At 66.9% G+C, this 17,993-nt stretch carries 12 protein-coding genes and 1 pseudogene; 6 read left to right on the top strand and 7 right to left on the bottom strand.

Translation table 11 applies throughout. The annotated features are described in order from the left end of the window. Positions 1-80: 80 nt before the first annotated feature. Positions 81-2,435 (bottom strand): annotated as a pseudogene (locus A9X04_RS08100) (type I polyketide synthase); the annotation flags it as partial. 333 nt (positions 2,436-2,768) lie between these two features. On the opposite strand from A9X04_RS08100, the gene A9X04_RS08095 reads away from it, so the two are divergent. The 6 genes from A9X04_RS08095 to A9X04_RS08070 all read left to right on the top strand — a co-directional run bounded on the left by A9X04_RS08095 (position 2,769) and on the right by A9X04_RS08070 (position 13,111). Then, entirely contained in the window at positions 2,769-4,190 is a 1,422-nt protein-coding gene (locus A9X04_RS08095) for a condensation domain-containing protein (RefSeq protein ID WP_067919158.1), read from the top strand. Positions 4,191-4,258: 68 nt separating this feature from the next. Further along, on the top strand, positions 4,259-7,258 hold the full coding sequence (locus A9X04_RS08090; RefSeq protein WP_304442388.1) for an RND family transporter: 3,000 nt from the start codon (positions 4,259-4,261) through the stop codon (positions 7,256-7,258). A 75-nt stretch (positions 7,259-7,333) separates the two neighbouring features. Next, positions 7,334-8,434 (top strand): acyltransferase PE, encoded by a 1,101-nt coding sequence (pe, locus tag A9X04_RS08085; RefSeq protein WP_067919166.1) that lies wholly within the window; start codon positions 7,334-7,336, stop codon positions 8,432-8,434. A gap of 75 nt (positions 8,435-8,509) precedes the next feature. Beyond that, positions 8,510-9,568 carry a dihydrodipicolinate reductase gene (locus A9X04_RS08080; RefSeq protein ID WP_067919157.1) on the top strand — a complete coding sequence of 353 codons (1,059 nt, stop codon included), beginning with the start codon at positions 8,510-8,512 and terminating at the stop codon, positions 9,566-9,568. A gap of 169 nt (positions 9,569-9,737) precedes the next feature. Further along, positions 9,738-10,205, top strand: coding sequence for an MmpS family transport accessory protein (locus A9X04_RS08075; RefSeq protein WP_197509094.1), 468 nt, complete (start codon positions 9,738-9,740; stop codon positions 10,203-10,205). Continuing rightward, on the top strand, positions 10,202-13,111 hold the full coding sequence (locus A9X04_RS08070) for an RND family transporter (protein ID WP_067919155.1): 2,910 nt from the start codon (positions 10,202-10,204) through the stop codon (positions 13,109-13,111). The genes A9X04_RS08075 and A9X04_RS08070 overlap by 4 nt, the downstream gene beginning before the upstream one ends. Here A9X04_RS08070 and A9X04_RS08065 read toward each other — a convergent pair. The 6 genes from A9X04_RS08065 to A9X04_RS08040 form a co-directional block, all read right to left on the bottom strand. Continuing rightward, entirely contained in the window at positions 13,108-13,941 is an 834-nt protein-coding gene (locus A9X04_RS08065) for a DegV family protein (RefSeq protein WP_067919152.1), read from the bottom strand. The genes A9X04_RS08070 and A9X04_RS08065 overlap by 4 nt on opposite strands. 3 nt (positions 13,942-13,944) lie before the next feature. Continuing rightward, positions 13,945-14,682 carry a diglucosylglycerate octanoyltransferase gene (octT, locus tag A9X04_RS08060; RefSeq protein ID WP_067919151.1) on the bottom strand — a complete coding sequence of 246 codons (738 nt, stop codon included), beginning with the start codon at positions 14,680-14,682 and terminating at the stop codon, positions 13,945-13,947. Beyond that, positions 14,672-15,343 (bottom strand): glucosyl-3-phosphoglycerate phosphatase, encoded by a 672-nt coding sequence (gene gpgP / locus A9X04_RS08055; RefSeq protein WP_067919149.1) that lies wholly within the window; start codon positions 15,341-15,343, stop codon positions 14,672-14,674. The genes octT and gpgP overlap by 11 nt, the downstream gene beginning before the upstream one ends. Beyond that, complete coding sequence (gene rsfS / locus A9X04_RS08050) at positions 15,340-15,729, bottom strand: ribosome silencing factor (RefSeq protein WP_067919148.1); 390 nt, start codon at positions 15,727-15,729, stop codon at positions 15,340-15,342. The genes gpgP and rsfS overlap by 4 nt, the downstream gene beginning before the upstream one ends. Further along, entirely contained in the window at positions 15,726-16,382 is a 657-nt protein-coding gene (gene nadD / locus A9X04_RS08045; RefSeq protein WP_255396481.1) for a nicotinate-nucleotide adenylyltransferase, read from the bottom strand. Before nadD ends, rsfS begins: the two co-directional genes overlap by 4 nt. A gap of 156 nt (positions 16,383-16,538) precedes the next feature. Continuing rightward, complete coding sequence (locus tag A9X04_RS08040; RefSeq protein WP_067919145.1) at positions 16,539-17,984, bottom strand: VWA domain-containing protein; 1,446 nt, start codon at positions 17,982-17,984, stop codon at positions 16,539-16,541. Positions 17,985-17,993: the final 9 nt, after the last annotated feature.

Raw genomic sequence — 17,993 nt, 5'->3', positions numbered from 1 at the left:
TGGCCTGCGCAGCTGGACGCCTCCTACTGGCGCCGCCACGCGCGCCAGCCGATCGAGTTCGCCAAGAGCGTGTCCACGTTGGCCGATCTCAGCTGCGCGGTCCTGCCGAGGGCCGCGCCGGTGCGGTTGCAGATCAAAGTCCGTTGTGGCGCGCTGAATTCGAACCGGCTCGCGTATGCCTCGAACTCGTCGAGAGCCGGATCCAACAGCGCCGAGTGGAATGCGTGGCTGGTGTCCAGCCAGTCGCAGCGAACGCCGTCGGCGGTCAGGCCGGCCACCACCCGCTCCAGATCGTCCGCGGGCCCCGCCAGCACGGTGTTGGCACCGTTGTAGGCGGCCACCGACAGCCGGGGGAACTCGTCGGTGAAGCCTTCTACGCGCTCGGCCGCGGCGAAGACCGCGACCATCCGGCCGCCCGCCGGCAGATCGCCGAAAAGGCGGCCGCGTTCGGCGAGCAAGAGGGCGCCGTCTTCGAGGCTGAACACCCCGGCGACACAGGCGGCGGCGTACTGGCCGACGCTGTGGCCCAGCACCACGTCGGGTTCCAGGCCCCACGACTGCCAGAGCCTGGCCAGACCCATCTCGACGGCGAACAGGGCGGGCTGGGCGTAGCTTGTCTGCCGCAGGGTGTCCGGGCTCTCGGGATCGAAAATGACGCCCAGGAGCGGCTTTTCGAGCACCGAGTCGACCACCGCCGCGCATCGGGTCATCACCTCGGCGAACACCGGCTCGGTTTCGAACAACTCCCGGGCCATGCCGGCGAACTGGCTGCCTTGACCCGGGAACAACCACGCCGTCTTCGGCTTGTCGTCGCAGTCCCCCCGCAGCAAACCCGGCGCGGGGCGGTCGTCGGCGAGCGCGCCGAGCAACTCGGCGGCGGATTGCGTCGAATTCACCACCAGTGCGGCGCGATGCTCGAAGTGGGCTCGCCCGTCGCCGGCGGTGAAGCACACCTCCGACAGGTCGGCCTCCGGATGCGCGGTCAACCAACTGCGGTAGCGCTCGGCGAGCTGCACCAGGGCCGCCGGGGTGCGGGCCGACAGCGGCAGAACACTGAAACGCCGGTCGTCGGGCTGCTCGACGGCGCCCGGCGCCGCGGCCCGGCGGCCGATGTCGTCGGGCGCTTCCTCGAGGATGACGTGCGCGTTGGTTCCGGAGAACCCGAACGAACTGACCCCCGCGACGCGGGGGTGACCGTTGCGTTGCCAGCCGATCGCCTCGTCGACGACGCGCACCGGAAGCCGGTCCCACGGAATGTACGGCGACGGGTTGGAGAAGTTGAGGTGTTTCGGCAGGAGCTGGTGCTCGAGCGACAGGACGACCTTGATGATCCCGGCGATCCCCGCGGCCGCTTCCAGATGCCCGATATTCGTCTTCACCGACCCGATCAACAGGGGCCGGTCCGCGTCGCGCCCCTCGCCGAGTACGGCCGCCGCGGCCTGGACCTCGATCGGATCGCCCAGCGACGTCCCGGTCCCGTGCGCCTCCAGGTAGCCGACGTCGCGTGCCGAGACACCGGCGCGCTCCAGCGCTTCGGCGATGACCCGCTGCTGGGCGACTCCGTTCGGTACCGTCAAACCGCCCGACGCGCCGTCCTGGTTGACCGCACTGCCACGGATCACGGCGCGAATCCGGTCGCCATCGCGGATCGCGTCGTCGAGTCGCTTGACGACGATGACGCCGCAACCCTCGCCGCGCACGTAGCCGTCCGCGGACGCGTCGAACGTCTTGCAGCGGCCGTCGGGCGCGAGCATGTGCGCCCGGGAGAAGGTCATCATGGTTGCCGGGCTGAGCAGCACGTTGGCGCCGCCGGCCAGCGCGAGGTCGCATTCCCCCAGCCGCAGCGCCTGGCAAGCCTGGTGGACCGCCACCAACGACGAGCTGCAGGCGGTGTCGACGGTGATGGCCGGGCCCTGCAGCCCCAACCGGTAACTGATGCGACCCGCTGCCGCGGCAGCCGCCGTCCCGATCGCCATGTACGCGTCGATCGCGTCGTACTTCAACTCGTCGGAGACCATCGCCAGGTAGTCGTGGGTGGACAGACCGACGAACACCCCGGTCTTGGTGTTCGCCAAAGCCGTTGGGGCCGTCCCGGAATGCTCGACCGCCTGCCATGCCGTCTCCAGCAGGAGCCGATGCTGTGGGTCCATCAGCATGACCTCACGCGTCGACACCCCGAAGAACGGCGCGTCGAACCCCACTACGTCGTCGACGAAGCCCGCCCGGCGGCTGACGATCTTGCCCGCCGCATCAGGGTCCGGGTCGAAGAATTCCTCGACGTTCCACCGGTCCGTGGGGACCTCCGACACCGCATCGCGCCCTTGCCGCAACACGTCCCAGAATTCGGAAGCGTCGGCGGCACCCGGAACACGCACTGCGTAGCCGACTATCGCGAAACCTGATGCGCGCTCCGTCCGAGCCTCGGCGGTTGCCATGCATCTGTCCTCTCACCTCGGACGACGAAGGTGGTTCCCCCGGGGGCCAGCCTCCGGCGATAGGTCCGTGACTTTTTACGGGCCAAGCTTTTGACCCGCTCACCGCACCACGTCGACCCGGTGCGCAGCAGAGTAATCCCCCCAGCGGCGAGTAGTGTCGCCGGATGCCGGACTGTGTCCCACGCCGGGCCGGTCCTACCCTAACCGTCGCCAACTAGGTCGCGGTATACCTGTGGCTTGGCATGTCGCGGTCAGCGGTCGCCGAAGAAGTTATGTTGATCTCGCCACCAGCTTGGCCCGCAACTGCGGCCTGGCCGATCGAGGAGAAGATTTTTGCGCATCGGGAAGATCACGATCGGCTCGATCGGTGAGTGGACGCTGAGCCCGGGCAAAGTCGTCTCCTGGCACCCGACACCCGCCTCGCGGGACAAGGCGCGGCAAGCGCCGGTCAGTCCGGTGCCGGTCAGCTACATGCAGGGGCAACATCTTCAGGGCTATCGCCGGCAAACGACCTCGGGGCTCGACTATTCACGGCAGATCATCGCCACGTGCGAAATCGCCGGGCAGTGCGACATTCCCGCCATGAACGAGGCGCTCAACGCATACCTGCGCCGCCACGATACGTACCGCAGTTGGTTCGAATACACCGAAACTGGAGAGATCCTCCGGCACACAATCGATAATCCCGACGACATCGAATTCGCGCCCACCGTCCACGGCGAATTGGCCATCGACGAACTGCACGATCATGTGGTCGCGACACCCGACCCGTTTCACTGGGAGTGCTTCAGCTTCGGGATCGTTCAAAACCAGGACCACTTCACCTTTTACGCGAGCATCGATCACGTCCACGGTGATGCCGCGCTGATCGGTATCACGATGGTGGAGTCCCATGCGAGGTATTCGGCGTTGACAAGCGGCGCCGGACCCCTCGCGCTGCCCGCAGCCGGGAGCTTTGACGATTTCTGTGTCGAAGAGCGCCGGTACACGTCGGCTTTGACGGCGGACTCGCCTCAGGTACGCGCGTGGATCGAATTCGCGGAGAACAACAACGGAAGCCTGCCGGAATTCCCGCTGCCATTGGGCAACCCATTGGAGCCGACCAAGAGTGACATGATCACGGACACATTGCTGGACGCGGCGCAGACAGCGAGATTCGAATCGGCCTGCTCGGCGGCAGGCGCCCGCTTCGTCGGCGGGTTGTTCGCCTGCCTCGCCCAGGTAGAACACGAATTTACCGGCGCAACAACATATTACGGGCTCACCCCCAGGGACACCCGCAGGACGTCGGACAACTTCATGACCCAGGGCTGGTTTACCGGATTGGTTCCGATCACCATCCCGATAGCGGCGGTGTCATTCACTGACGCGGCGTGGGCGGCGCAGACGTCTTTCGATTCAAGCCTGGACATGGCCAAGGTGCCGTATTACCGCGTGCTGGAATTGGCGCCGTGGCTGACCAGGCCCCGCCCGAACTTCCCGGTGACCAATTTCCTGCACGCCGATGCCGCCCCGATGAACGCCGTGCTGGCGGCGGCCGAGATGGGCTACGCAAATAGCATCGGAATCTATTCCGACGGAAGATATTCGTATCAACTGACGATCTATATCTTCCGGTACGAAGAGGGCACCGCGATGGCGATCATGTACCCCGCCAACGCAGTTGCCCAGAAATCAGTTTCCCGGTACGTCGCAGCGATGAAGTCCGTATGTATGCGGGTCGCCGATACCGGGCACTGGGGGCGCGTTGCATAGCAAGGAGTGTCGACGATGGCTGCTGCCTTTCTTCGGATGAGCCATCTCCGGCGGGCCGGGGGTTCGATGTGCGACGGCTAGCCGATTTCGTGATGCGGTGGCCCGGGGTGGTGATCGGGCTGTGGGTGGTGGTCGCGGTCGCCCTGCCGCTGACGTTTCCGACCCTGAACGAGATGGCGCAGCAGCATCCGCTCGCGATTCTGCCCAGCGGCGCCCCGTCGAGCGTCGCCGCCCGCAAGATGACCGAGGCGTTTCACGAATCGGGCGCCGAAGACCTCCTATTGGTGGTCCTCACCGATGAGAAGGGGCTGGGACCACCCGACGAAGCCGCCTACCACAAAGTGGTGACCGCGCTGCACGAGGACGCGCGTGACGTGCTGATGTTGCAGGATTTCGTCAGCACGCCGTCGCTGCGCGCGGTGTTGACCAGTAAAGACCACAAATCCTGGGTGCTGCCGGTCGGCATCGCCGGCGAATTGGGCACGCCGAAGGCCTACGCCGCCTACACCCGCGTTGCCGACATCGTCCGGCACAGCGTCGCCGGGACTCCGCTAGCAGCGAACCTCGCCGGACCCGCGGCCACCGTCAGCGACCTCACCGTCGCCGGCGAGCGGGACCGCACTCCGATCGAACTCGCGATCGCCGCGCTGGTGCTCGTCGTCCTGCTCGTGGTGTACCGCAACCCGATCACCATGCTGCTACCGCTCATCGCGATCGGGGCGTCGATGGTGATCGCGCAGGCCGTCGTGGCCGGCATCTCGCAAGCCAGCGGGTTAGGGGTGTCGAATCAGTCCATCGTCTTCTTGAGCGCGATGGTCGCCGGCGCGGGAACCGATTACGCGGTCTTCCTGATCAGCCGCTATCACGACTACTTGCGGCTCGGCGCCGGCTACGAGGAAGCGGTACGGCGGGCTTTGCTCTCGATCGGCAAAGTGATCGCCGCGTCCGCGGCGACGGTGGGGATCACCTTCCTCGGAATGAGTTTCGCCCGGATGGGCGTGTTCTCCACGGTAGGGGTGTCCTCGGCCATCGGGATCGGTGTCGCATTCCTCGCAGCGATGACCTTGCTGCCCGCCATTCTCGTGCTGGCCGGGCCGCGCGGATGGGTCAAACCGTCGCGCGAACTGACCGCCCGGTTTTGGCGACGGTCGGGGATACGCATCGTGCGCCGGCCGAGGAGTCATCTGGTCGCCAGCGTGCTGGTGCTGATCATTCTCGCCGGCTGTGCGGGCTTGGTGCGCTTCAACTACGACGACCGCAAGGCGCTGAGCGCCTCGGCCCCGAGCTCGATCGGGTATGCCGCGCTGGATCGCCATTTCCCGGTCAACCAGTCCATTCCCGAATACATCCTCGTCCAGTCACCGCACGACTTGCGCACACCCCGGGCCCTGGCCGATCTGGAGCAGATGGCCACTCGAGTCAGCCAACTGCCCAACATCGCTGCGGTCAGCGGCGTGACCCGGCCCGCGGGAGCCGTGCCGGAACAGTTCCGGGCGACGTATCAGGCGGGCGCGATCGGCGCTCGCCTGGGCGCCGGCTCCACCCTGATCAGCGACCACACCGACGACCTGAACCGACTGGCCGCCGGGGCGAACACGCTGGCCGACAACCTCGGCGATGTGCGCGGGCAAGTCAACCAGATGGTGGCCGGGATGCGGGGCCTGACCGACGCCTTCACGTCGATCAGGAGCCAGTACGGCGGTGACAAGTTGGTCAGAGAAGTCGTCTTGGCGGCCAAGCTGGTCAGCAGCATCAACTCGCTCGGCCATACCATCGGCGTGAACTTCGCGGCGATCAAGGATCTGTTCGCGTGGGTGGCCCCGGTGCTGACCGCGCTGGAGGGCAACCAGGTCTGCGATGCCGACCCGTCCTGCAGCGCCACCCGCGCCAATTTCGAGCGCGTGGTCAACGCGCGCGGCGACGGAAGCCTCGACCAGATCAACGATCTGGCCGGACAACTGCAGGCGTTTCAGGACCGGCAGACGCTCAACGCCTCGGTCGATCATCTGCGTGGTGCGCTGGCCAGCTTCGTCAAGGCGCTGCATGCCATGGGGCTGGACCAACCCGGGGGCCTGCAGGCCGACCTGAACCACCTGCAACAAGGCGCCGAGGAGTTCGCGGGCGGGAGCCGGCAAGTCGCCGACGGGGTGGACCAGCTGGTCGACCAGATCAAACAGATGGGGGCGGGGCTCGGCGAGGCGTCGGCATTCCTCCTGACGCTGAAACACGACGCGGCCGAACCGTCGATGGCAGGGTTCAACGTCCCGGCGCAGCTCCTGCACATGGAGGAGTTCAAGAAGGCCGCGAAAGCGTTCGTCTCGCCCGACGGGCACTCGGTGCGTTACCTGGTTCAAACGAAATTGAATCCGTTCAGCTCCGAGGCGATGGATCAGGTCAACGCGATCGCCGACACCGCCCGCGGGGCCCAACCGAACACCGCGTTGGCGGACGCCTCCATATCGATGGCGGGCTACCCCGTCACGCTGCGGGACACGCGGGACTTCTACCAGCACGACATCAGATTCATCGTCGCAGTCACCATCGTCGTCGTGCTGTTGACCCTGATGGCCCTGCTGCGAGCGGTCATCGCACCGCTGTATCTGGTGGCTTCCGTCGTGGTCTCGTATTTGTCCGCGGTCGGCATCGGCGTCCTGACGTTTCAATTCGCCCTCGGCCAGCAATTGCATTGGAGCGTGCCGCCCTTGGCCTTCGTGGTCCTGGTCGCGGTCGGGGCGGACTACAACATGCTGCTCATCTCGCGAATGCGTGACGAGTCCCCGCACAGCATGCGATACGGCATCATCCGCACGCTGGGTTCGACCGGCGGGGTGATCACCGCGGCGGGTTTGATCTTCGCCGCCTCGATGTGGGGGCTCGTGTTCTCCAGCATCAGCACCGTTGTCCAAGGCGGTGTGGTGATCGGGATCGGAATCCTGCTCGACACCTTCGTGGTGCGCACCATCACGGTGCCCGCCCTGGCTACGCTGGTCGGGCGGGCGAGCTGGTGGCCGTCCCGACCGGGACCGCGGCGGCCGTCCGTGGCCTCACCGGCCGGGAATGCGCCGTAGGCACCCGGTCAGCCGGCGCGGTATGCGACACTACGAGGCGGAGTCGAGCAGGCGGGAAGTGGCCGGGAAGTGGTGATGCAGAAACTACTCGCAGGAGTTACCGCCCTGGTAACCCTCGGCGCCACAGGATGTTTCGGCGTCGGAATCGCCACGGCCGACGACGCGCCGGGCGACGGGACGCCCGCCGGCGGAACGGCGTACGCCCTCGGAGGCGCCCACGTCCCGGGCATCCCTTACGACGAGTACGGCCGGCGCCTGGGGGCCGGATGGTTCCCCGGGCTCAGGCGCGAGATCGTCAACTACCCCGCCGGGCAGGTGCAGGGCCACGTGTTGGAGCGGCTCTTTCCGGGGATAGGCCGGCTGGATGAAGCCTTTCCGGGCCTGGGGGTCGACGGACCCAGCATCGGCGAGTCGGTGGCCGTCGGGGAGGACAACCTGGACGCGGCCATCCGCCGGGGTGGCCCCGGCGCCGCGATCGGCCTGTCCGAGGGTTCGCTCGTGGTTGACGCCGAGCAGGCCCGGCTGGCGAACGATCCGGCCGCTCCCCCACCAAATCAATTGGTCTTCAGCACCTTTGGCAATCCGGTTGGGCATCACGCCTTCGGCCAGAGTTTCCTGACCTCCGTTTTTCCGGTCGGCGCCGTCGTTCCCGCAATGGACTACCGCATACCGCCCCCGGTGGAGAGCCAGTACGACACCAAGGCGTTCGTCGCGGCCTACGACATGATCGCCGACTTCCCCGACCGGCCGGACAACCTGCTGGCCCTCGCCAACACCCTGGTGGGCGAGGCGACCGGGCATACCGCGGTCGCGTTCACCGACCCGAGCATGGTGCCGCCGCAGAACATCAGAACCACCGTCAACTCCCGGGGCGCGACGACAACGACGTACCTGATTCCCGAAAAACACCTCCCGCTGGTGATACCGCTGGGCTACCTCGGGGTGCCGGAAGACGAGCTGAACCAGCTCGACGCCGAGCTGACGCCCATGGTGAACGCGGGATATTCGCGAAACGACGACCCGCTGACCGCACCCGTCCAAGTGGATCCGGTGCGCGGCTTCGACCCCGCGGCCGTGATCGCACCGGCCAGTCAGGCCACCTTCGGCGGCGGTGCCGACCCGTTTTCCCAGCTGTTGTCCAGCTCCATGGCCGCGTTCGGCCAGGGCAACCGTTGACCGGATAGCCGGGCCCCGAGACGCACCGGCCCGTCGGTGATAATGGCTCAAATTCGCCACGTCAAAGGAGACGCGATGAGCAGGTTTCCGGCCGACCGTCCGCTGCGGGTAATCCAATGGACGACCGGAAACATCGGGCGCCGTTCGCTGCACGCCATCATCGGCAGGCCGGACATGGAGCTGGTCGGGGTGTATGCGCACGGGGCGGACAAGGTGGGCGTGGATGCCGCCGAACTGGCCGGCTGGCCCGAACCGACGGGAGTGCGGGCGACGAACGACATCGATGCGCTGCTCGCCCTGGGTGCCGACGCGTGTTGCTACAACCCGTTGTGGGCAGGCGTCGATGAATTGGTGCGCTTACTCGAGGCCGGCGTCAACGTCTGCTCCAGCGCGGCCTGGATCACCGGCGGCAAGCAGACGCCGGAGGACCGCGAACGCATCGTCGACGCCTGCAAACGGGGCGGTTCGACGATCTTCGGCAGCGGCGCGCACCCCGGCATGACGAACATGGTCGGCATGGTGCTGTCCGGCGCCTGCGAACGCGTCGACGAGATTCGCATCACCGAGTCGGTGGACTGCTCGACCTACGAATCGGCGGAAACCCAGACGGCGATGGGGTTTTCGCAGGATCCCGAGACGCCGGGGCTGGCCGAAAGCGTGCGGCGCGAAAGCGAGGTCTTCGCCGAATCCGCCGCCATGATGGCCGACGCGATCGGGGCGAAGCTGGACCGGATGACCTTCGACGTGACGTTCACCGCCGCCACCGACGATTCCGATCTGGGGTTCATGCGGATCCCCGCGGGAACGGTGGGCGGCGTCTATGGCTACCACCGCGGCTGGGAGGGCGACCGCAACGTGGTCAGCGTGGGCTTCAACTGGACCATGGGCAATCACGTGGTGCCGCCCAAACCGCTGGAGCACGGCCACGTCATCCAGGTGTTCGGGTTGCCCAACATGCGCACCGTCCTGCATTGCCTGCCGCCGAAGGACTGGACCGAGCCGGGGTTCATGGGGCTGGGGATGATCTACACCGCGATGCCGGTGACCAACGCGGTCCCGGCCGTCGTCGCCGCCGAGCCGGGGATCGTGACACTCGCCGATCTGCCGCCGGTGACCGGCCGGGTGGCCCGTTAGGCCGCACCATATGCCGTTCACCACACCGAAGGCCCCCGGAGGAACGCTTGCGTGCACTAAGGTTTAGAGTGCTTAGCTGAGCAAATAGTCGAAAAGACAGCGGTGTCGTCGGCGACGTAGGTGAGCTTTGCGGCAATGCCCGGACGGCGGGCAAGCGGAAGGCGGTCAGGTGGTGGCTAGTCCAGACTCGGGTCCACGTACCGGCACCGTGACCCGTGTGCTCAAACGGGCGTGGATACCGCTGGTTTTGGTGGTAGTCCTGGCCGTTTCGGCATTGATCGTGTCGCGGCTCCACAAGATTTTCGGCTCTCAGGACCTCAACGCGAACGCCGGCAAGGGGATCGAAATCGTGCAGTTCAACCCGAAGGTCGTCGTCTACGACATCACCGGGCCACCGGGGGCCACCGCCAACATCAACTACTGGGACGAGAACGCCAACACCCATCAGGTGAACGCGGCGCCGCTGCCGTGGTCGGCCACCATCTCGACGACCTTGCCGTCGGTCAGCGCCAACATCATGGCGCAAAGCGACAGCGGTGAGATCAGCTGCAAGATCACCGTGGACGGCGTCGTGCGCGAACAGCGCAGTTCCGACGGCCACAACGCGCAGACCTTCTGCCTGGTGAAGTCCGCATGACCAACGCGAGCAACGAGACCCAACGTGACGTGAGCGCGGCCGACACCGGCCCGATCAACATCAAGGGCCTGTCCAAGGCCGAGCGGGGCCACCGCCCGTACCTGCCGCACGCGATCCGCATCTTTGCGGTGCCAATCATTTTGGTTTGGCTGTTTGTGACAGTCCTGGTGAATGTCATCGTTCCGACACTGGAAAAGGTGGGTGAAGCCCACTCGGCGCCGATGACACCGCTGGACGCGCCGTCGATGAAGGCGATGATGCGCCTGGGCCACAATTTCCACGAATTCGACTCCAACAGCACGGTGATGATCGTGTTGGAGGGCCAGCAACCGCTCGGCCCCGACGCGCACCAGTACTACGACAAGCTGATTCGGCAACTCCGCCAGGATCCCAAGCACATTCAGCACATTCAGGACTTCTGGGGCGACCGGCTGACGGCCGCGGGCGCGCAGAGCGCCGACGCCAAGAGCGCCTATGTGCAGGTGAACCTCGCGGGTAACCAGGGCACGACGCTGGCCAACGAGTCCGTGGATTCCGTCCGCAAGGTGATCGAGGAGAACAAGGCGCCACCGGGCGTGAAGGCCTACGTCACGGGGCCTGCCGCGCTGTCCGACGACATGCACATCATCGGTAACGCCAGCCTGGCCAAGATCACGCTGTTCACCCTGGGCGCCATCGCGATCATGTTGCTGCTTGTCTACCGGTCCATCGTCACCACGCTGGTGCAGCTGTTCATGACCTTCGTCGCGCTGGCGTGTTCCCGGGGTGTCGTCGCGGTTCTCGCGTACCACAACGCATTCGGGCTCACCACCTTCGCCGCCAACATCCTCACCATGTTGGCGATCGCGGCGGGGACGGACTACGGCATCTTCCTGATCGGCCGCTATCAGGAGGCGTTGGCCGCGGGCGAGGACCGAGAAACCGCGTATTACACCACATTCAAGGGCGTCGCCCCGGTCGTCTTGGGGTCGGGCCTGACGATTGCCGGCGCGACGTATTGCCTCAGTTTTTCGCGGCTACCGTGGTTCAACACCATGGGGGCACCCGTGGCGATCGGCATGATCGTGGTGGTGCTGGCCGGCGTCACGCTGGGGCCCGCGGTGGTCTTCGTGGGCAGCCGCTTCCACTTCTTCGAGAGGCAGGCCAAGCGTGGCCGACTGTGGCGCCGGGTGGGTACCGCCGTAGTACGTTGGCCGGCACCGGTTTTGGCCGTGAGCGCCGCCGTCGTGCTGGTCGGCATGATCGCCCTGCCGAGCTTCCACACGAGCTACAACGACCGCCATTACCTGCCGTTGTCAGCCCCATCCAATCAAGGACAAGAGGCCGCGAACCGGCATTTCTCCGAGGCGCGGATGAACCCCGACCTGTTGATGGTCGAATCCGACCATGACATGCGAAACCCGGCCGACATGCTGGTGCTGGACCGGGTGGCCAAGAACGAGATGCGCACGCTGGGCATCGCCATGGTCCAGGACATCACCCGGCCGCTGGGCATCCCGATCCAGCACAGCTCGATACCGTTTCAGAACAGCGTCCAGAGCCAGACGACGATGCAGAACATGAGCTTCCTCAAGGACCGCATCGCCGACATCCTCCGGATGGCCGACGACCTGCAGACCCAGATCGATACCACGCAACGCCAATACGAGGTGTCGCTGGACCTGGCCAACGCCGCCGACGACAGCGCGAAGACCACCGCGGTGACGTCGCAGATCACCGATACCCTGCGTGACCACATCGCGGATTTCGACGACACCTTCCGGCCGATACGCAGCATCTTCTACTGGGAACGGCACTGCTACGACATCCCCGTGTGCATCGGGTTGCGGTCCCTGTTCGACACGTTCGACGGGTTCGACCAGCTCGCCGAGCAATTCCACTATCTGACAGCCGATATCGCGCACACCGCCAAGGCCACGCATGACCTGAATGCGCTGTTCCCCACGCTGATCACCACGCTGAAGACCACCAGGGGCATCACGCTCACCCTGTATCAGACGTTCAAGGCGATGATCGACCAGATGGAGGCGATGAGCAACACCTCGATCGTGATGGGGCAAAGCTTCGACGCATCGAAGAACGACGACTTCTTCTACCTGCCGCCCGAGGCCTTCGACAACCCGGACTTCCAGACCGGCCTTCGGATGTTCTTGTCGCCGGACGGTAAATCGGCGCGGTTCTTCATCACGCATCAGGGCGATCCGATGTCGCCTGAGGGCATTGCGCAAGTCGACGCCGAACGCACCGCCGCGCAGGAGGGTCTCAAGCAATCGTCGCTGTCCGACGCCCGGGTCTACCTGGGCGGAACCGCCGCGACGTTCAAGGACATGGCCGACGGCGAGAAGTACGACCTGATGATCGCCGTGGTGTCCGCCCTGACGCTGATCTTCATGATCATGCTGCTGCTTACCCGGAGCGTGGTGGCCGCGCTGGTGATCGTCGGCACCGCGGCCAGCTCGATCGCCGCGTCGTTCGGCCTGTCCGTGCTGATTTGGCAGGACCTGTTCGGCATCAGGATCCACTGGATCGTGATGGCGCTGTCCGTGATCATCCTGCTGGCCGTCGGATCCGACTACAACCTGTTGCTGGTCTCCCGGTTCAAAGAAGAGATCCATGCCGGCCTCAAGACGGGAATCATCCGGTCGATGGCGGGTACCGGCGGGGTGGTGACGGCGGCGGGTCTGGTGTTCGCGTTCACCATGGCGGCCATGTTGGGCAGCGACTTGCGGGTGCTGGGGCAGTTCGGTTCGACGGTGTGCATCGGTCTGCTGCTCGACACGCTGGTCGTGCGCACGTTGCTGATGCCGTCGATCGCGACGCTGCTGGGCCGTTGGTTCTGGTGGCCGCAAGTGGTGCATCCACGGGGCGACAACGCGCGGCGGTCGGTGGCGGCAGCCTCCGTCTAAGGCGTCGGCAGCTGCACGACGACGGCGACGGCGCCCGCGCCGACGTGCAGCGCCAGCACCGGCCCCAACGGGGTGATGATCGCCGGCTCACACGCCGGTAACCGCCGCGCCAGCGTCGCGGCCACCTCCTTGGCGCCGTCCGGATTCGCGACGTGATGGACCGCCAGGGCGGCGGGACTGTCGCCCGCCACCTCGCAGACCCGGTCGATCATCGCCTCGGTCGCGTGGGTGACGGTACGAACGCGTTGCGCGAGAACGAGTTTGCCGTCGTCGATGCGCAGCAGCGGCTTGAGCGCCAGCGCGGTACCCAGCCACGCCTTGGCCCCGCCGATACGTCCGCTGCGTCGGAGGTTGTCCAGCCGGTGCACCACCATGAACGCATGGCTGTGCCGCACAGCCAGATCCGCCGCGTCGGCGACGGCGTCGAGGTCGCCTCCCGCGGCCGCGGCCCGCGCGGCGGCCAACGCGACGAAGCCGGTGCCCATCGCGGTCGACCTGGAGTCGACGACGCGCACGTGGGGGTCCAGGTCCGCGGCGGTCCGTTGGGCGGCGCCACAGGTTCCCGACAGCGCGGACGAGAGGTGCACCGCCACCACGCCGTCACCGCCGCTGTCGGCCAGCGCCTGCTGGTAGGCGTCGGCGAGTTCGGCCGGCGTGGCCGCCGCGGTGGTGGCGTGGCGCTTGTAGACGTCCTCGGGGATCTCGTCCACGCCGTCACGCAGATCGACACCGTCGAGCAGAATGTGCAGCGGCACAACGCGAATCGCCCACTTGTCCAGCAGGTCCGCCGGCAAGCGCGCCGACGCGTCGGTCACCACTACGACAGGCATTGTTCAGCCGCGGTGTTTCTCGTTCGGTACCCCCGCCTCGGCCAGGGCCTTCAGCATCAGCTCGGCAACCGCCTGGTGTGCTTCGAAATTCCAGTGAATGCCGTCGGGATTCCCTCGTCCACTCATGATGTGCTCGGCGACAGCCGCTTTGAGGTCCACCAGCGGGACATCGCGGCTTTGCGCCCACTCGGTGATGGCCGCCGCGGTGGCGGGACGGCCGTGGTGGGCCCTGCCGTAGGTGTCGGCAATGTGCACCGACGGCAGTGACGCCACGATCGGGATACCGGGGCGGTTGAAATCGATCGCGTTGCGGGTCTGTTCGAGGTAGTCGGCGCTCAGGTGCGCAGGCAACGCCGACCGGGCCACCGGTGACAGCCTGGGCTGCAGCCAGCCATAGCCGTCGCGGACCCAGCGGCGCAGCCGTGGCGGCCGCACGTAGCGGATCAGTTCGCGCAGCGCCGTCGGCAGCACCGACGGCAGCGAATCCATGCCGCCGGTGGCGAAGATGACCGCGCCCGCCCTGGGCAGGGCCGCCCAGGCACGCGGGTCCTGGGTCGCGGCCCACCAGATGTCGCGGCAGGTCCAGCCGATGCGGCCGATGAGCTCGACATCCCAATCCAGTTGGGCAGCAACGATGTTGGGCCAGATCCGCGGATCGTCGGCGGGCAGGCCGCCGGTGGGCCCGTAATAGGCCAGCGAGTCGGCGAATATCAGCAGGGTGGGCCGGGCCTCAGAGGACATCGTTGGACACCTGCGCCGAAGCGTTCCAGACGTCCAGACGCCAGCGGATGGCGTCCACGCCTGCGTCATCGTCGGAATGGCCCGAAAGCTGCACCCAGCTGGCATTGCCCATACCACCCAATACCGGCCAGTTGGCCACCGGAAGCTCCAGCAGCGCGGCCGACAACGCGGCGATCAGGCCGCCGTGGGCCACCAGCACCACCGGGCGGTCGGCATGCTGGGGGCCGCCCCACTCCGGCTCGCCGGACACCAGTTCGGCCACCAACGGCACGCTGCGGGCGGCGACGTCGACCCGGCTCTCGCCGCCATGGGGCGCCCAGGTGGCGTCCTCGCGCCAGGCCAGGCGGGCGCCGGGGGCCTGCGCGTCGACCTCGGTGTGCGTCAACCCCTGCCAGTCGCCGAGATGTGTTTCACGCAACCGCGGGTCCACCCGGATGGGCAGGCCGGTCCGCTCCCCCAGCCGGATCGCCGTGTCGTAGGCGCGATGCAGATCGGACGAGACGATCAGCAACGGCTGCAGCTTGCCCAGCACCTCGGCGGCGGCGATCGCTTGTGCCCGCCCCAGTTCGCTGAGTTGGGAATCCAGCTGACCCTGCATCCGGCTACCGGCGTTGAACTCAGTCTGCCCGTGCCGCAACATGATCAGGCGACGAATCGTCATTGCGTTCCCGCCTGGTCTTCCGGGACCTCGGCGAGGTCCACCGGCACCACCGGGCAGTCGCCCCACAACCGGTCCAGGGCATAGAAGTCGCGGTCGTCCTGGTGCTGGATGTGCACGACGATGTCGCGGTAGTCCAGCAGCGTCCAGCGGCCCTCTCGGGTGCCCTCCCGGCGCGCCGGCTTGTAGCCGGCCCGGCGCATCTTCTCCTCCACCTCGTCGACGATGGCGTTGACCTGCCGCTCGTTGGACGCCGACGCGATGACGAAGCAGTCCGTGATGACCAGCTGGCCCGACACGTCGATCACCACCACGTCGTCGGCCAGCTTCGAGGCGGCCGCGCCGGCGGCGACGGTCGCCATGTCGATGGCCTCCTGGGTGGCGGTCACGTGTTGTTCCCGGCGGGCAGGCTTGAGCGGCTCACGGTGTCCTTCGGTTGTCCGCCGCCGCGATACAGCCGGCGCTTGGAGACGTACTGCACGACACCGTCGGGCATCAGGTACCACAGGGGTCGACGCTGCTCGGCGCGCAGACGGCAATCGGTCGACGAGATGGCCAGCGCCGGGATCTCGACAAGCGTGAGCACGTCGTCGTCCAGCTCGCCCAGGACGCCGGTGATGTGTTCGCGCCGCAGCTCGTATCCGGGCCGGCTGACGCCGACGAACCGCGCCAGGTCGAACATCTCCTGCCAGCCCTGCCAGGACAGGATGGAGGCGAGCGCGTCGGCGCCGGTGATGAAGTACAGCTGCGCATCGGGGTTGAGGGCGTGCAGATCCCGCAGGGTGTCCTTGGTGTAGGTGGGTCCGGCGCGGTCGATGTCGACGCGGCTCACCGAGAAACGCGGGTTGGACGCGGTGGCGATCACCGTCATCAGGTACCGGTCCTCCGCGGCGGAGACGTGCCGGTCCTTCTGCCAGGGCTGACCGCTCGGCACGAACACCACTTCGTCGAGGTCGAACAGGTCGGCGACCTCGCTGGCGGCAACCAGGTGCCCGTAATGGATGGGATCGAACGTCCCGCCCATCACGCCCAGCCTGCGCAGCTGCTTTTGCACGATTTGCCAGCTTACTTGAGCCGGCGACGGCGCCTGATTTCCCAGCCGCCGCCCGCGAGCATGCGCGTTTGTACGGCTAGCGCGGCGTGTCGCCGTACTGGGGGCACCTCCCGCTTGCGGGGGAACGCGCACGCTGGGCAGAATTCACACCGGCAGCAGCTGGTCGATCACCGCGGCGAGCTGCTTGGCCGACCGGCATTCGTGCATCGTGATGATCTCCTGGTAGCGCGGCACCGCCGAGTCGCCGCTGCCCCACAGGTGCCTGGGCTCGGGGTTCAGCCAGTGGGCGTGCCGGCTCGCGGTGACCATGTGGGCCAGCAACCCGGTCTCGGGATTGCGGTAGTTGGTGCGGCCGTCCCCGAGCACCAGCAGCGAGCTGCGCGGCGACAGCACGTTGGGGAACGCCTGCACGAACGACGCGAAGGCGTTGCCGTAGTCGGAATGCCCGTCGCGGCTGTACACCCCGGCCTCCCGGGTGATCCGCTGGATCGCCACGGCCAGATCGGCCTCCGGGCCGAACATGTGGGTCACCTCGTCGGTGGTGTCGATGAATGCGAACACCCTGACCCGCGAGAACTGTTGACGCAGAGCGTGCACCAACAACAGGGTGAAATGGCTGAACCCGGCGACCGAACCGGACACGTCGCACAGCACCACCAGTTCCGGGCGCGCCGGGCGCGGTTTGGCCAGCACCACGTCGATCGGCACGCCGCCGGTGGACATCGACTTGCGCAGCGTCTTACGCAGGTCGATAACCCCGGCGCGGCTGCGTCGCCGCCGCGCCGCCAGCCGGGTGGCCAGGGTCCGGGCCAGTGGGGCCACCACCCGCTGCATCTGGCGCAGCTGGTCTCCGGAAGCGCGCAGGAACTCGACGTTCTCGGAAAGCTGTGGGATGCCGTACATCTGGACGTGGTCACGCCCGAGTTGTTCGGCGGTGCGCCGTTTGGTCTCGGCGTCGACCATCTTGCGTAACTGGGTGATCCGCTGCGCGGCAAGCGCTTTGGCGATCTGCTCCTGGGTGGGAGTGGGCTCGTCACCGTAGGGCGCGAGGAGCCCCGCCAGCAGCTTGCCCTCCAGTTCGTCCAGCGCCATCGCCTTGAGCGCCTGGTATGACGAGAACGACGGGCCGCGGCTGGAACTGTATTTGCCGTAGGCCTCCACGATGCGCGCGATCATCGCGACCAGCCGCTCGTCCATGTCCGCGAGGTCGGGATTCTCGGTGAGCAGGTCCAGCAGCATCCGGCGCATCGCCTCGACGTCGTCGGGCGGCAACGAGTCATCCTGTGCCCCGTCGGCGTCTTCGTCGGTGACCACCGCGCGTGTGCCCAACGCGGCCGGGAACCACAGGTCGAACATGGCGTCGTAGGTCTCGCGGTGTTCGGGACTGCGCAGCACGGCGCACGCGACGCCCTCGCGCAGCACCTCGCGGTCACCCAGACCCAGGGTGGCCATCACCCGGCCGGCATCCACCGTCTCGGATGGCCCTACCGAAATACCCACTCCGCGAAGCGCTTCCACGAAGCCAACCAGGTGACCAGGCAGTCCGTGCGGGGCCAGTGGCCGGGTCGGCCGGATGCGACGATGGGCCATCGGTGGGTT

Source organism: Mycobacterium sp. E3247 (assembly GCF_001667785.1).
In the GTDB taxonomy this organism is placed as follows: Bacteria; Actinomycetota; Actinomycetes; order Mycobacteriales; family Mycobacteriaceae; genus Mycobacterium.
Note: the sequence above shows the minus strand (reverse complement) of the source record. Positions and strands in the feature narration are given on the sequence as shown.

What these genes read in the sequence shown, in the direction of transcription:
- A9X04_RS08080 (WP_067919157.1), top strand. Translation starts at nt 8,510, where the DNA reads ATGAGCAGGTTTCCGGCCGACCGTCCGCTGCGGGTAATCCAATGGACG.
- A9X04_RS08070 (WP_067919155.1), top strand. Translation starts at nt 10,202, where the DNA reads ATGACCAACGCGAGCAACGAGACCCAACGTGACGTGAGCGCGGCCGAC.
- A9X04_RS08040 (WP_067919145.1), bottom strand. Translation starts at nt 17,984, where the DNA reads ATGGCCCATCGTCGCATCCGGCCGACCCGGCCACTGGCCCCGCACGGA.
- A9X04_RS08065 (WP_067919152.1), bottom strand. Translation starts at nt 13,941, where the DNA reads ATGCCTGTCGTAGTGGTGACCGACGCGTCGGCGCGCTTGCCGGCGGAC.
- pe (WP_067919166.1), top strand. Translation starts at nt 7,334, where the DNA reads ATGCAGAAACTACTCGCAGGAGTTACCGCCCTGGTAACCCTCGGCGCC.
- gpgP (WP_067919149.1), bottom strand. Translation starts at nt 15,343, where the DNA reads ATGACGATTCGTCGCCTGATCATGTTGCGGCACGGGCAGACTGAGTTC.
- octT (WP_067919151.1), bottom strand. Translation starts at nt 14,682, where the DNA reads ATGTCCTCTGAGGCCCGGCCCACCCTGCTGATATTCGCCGACTCGCTG.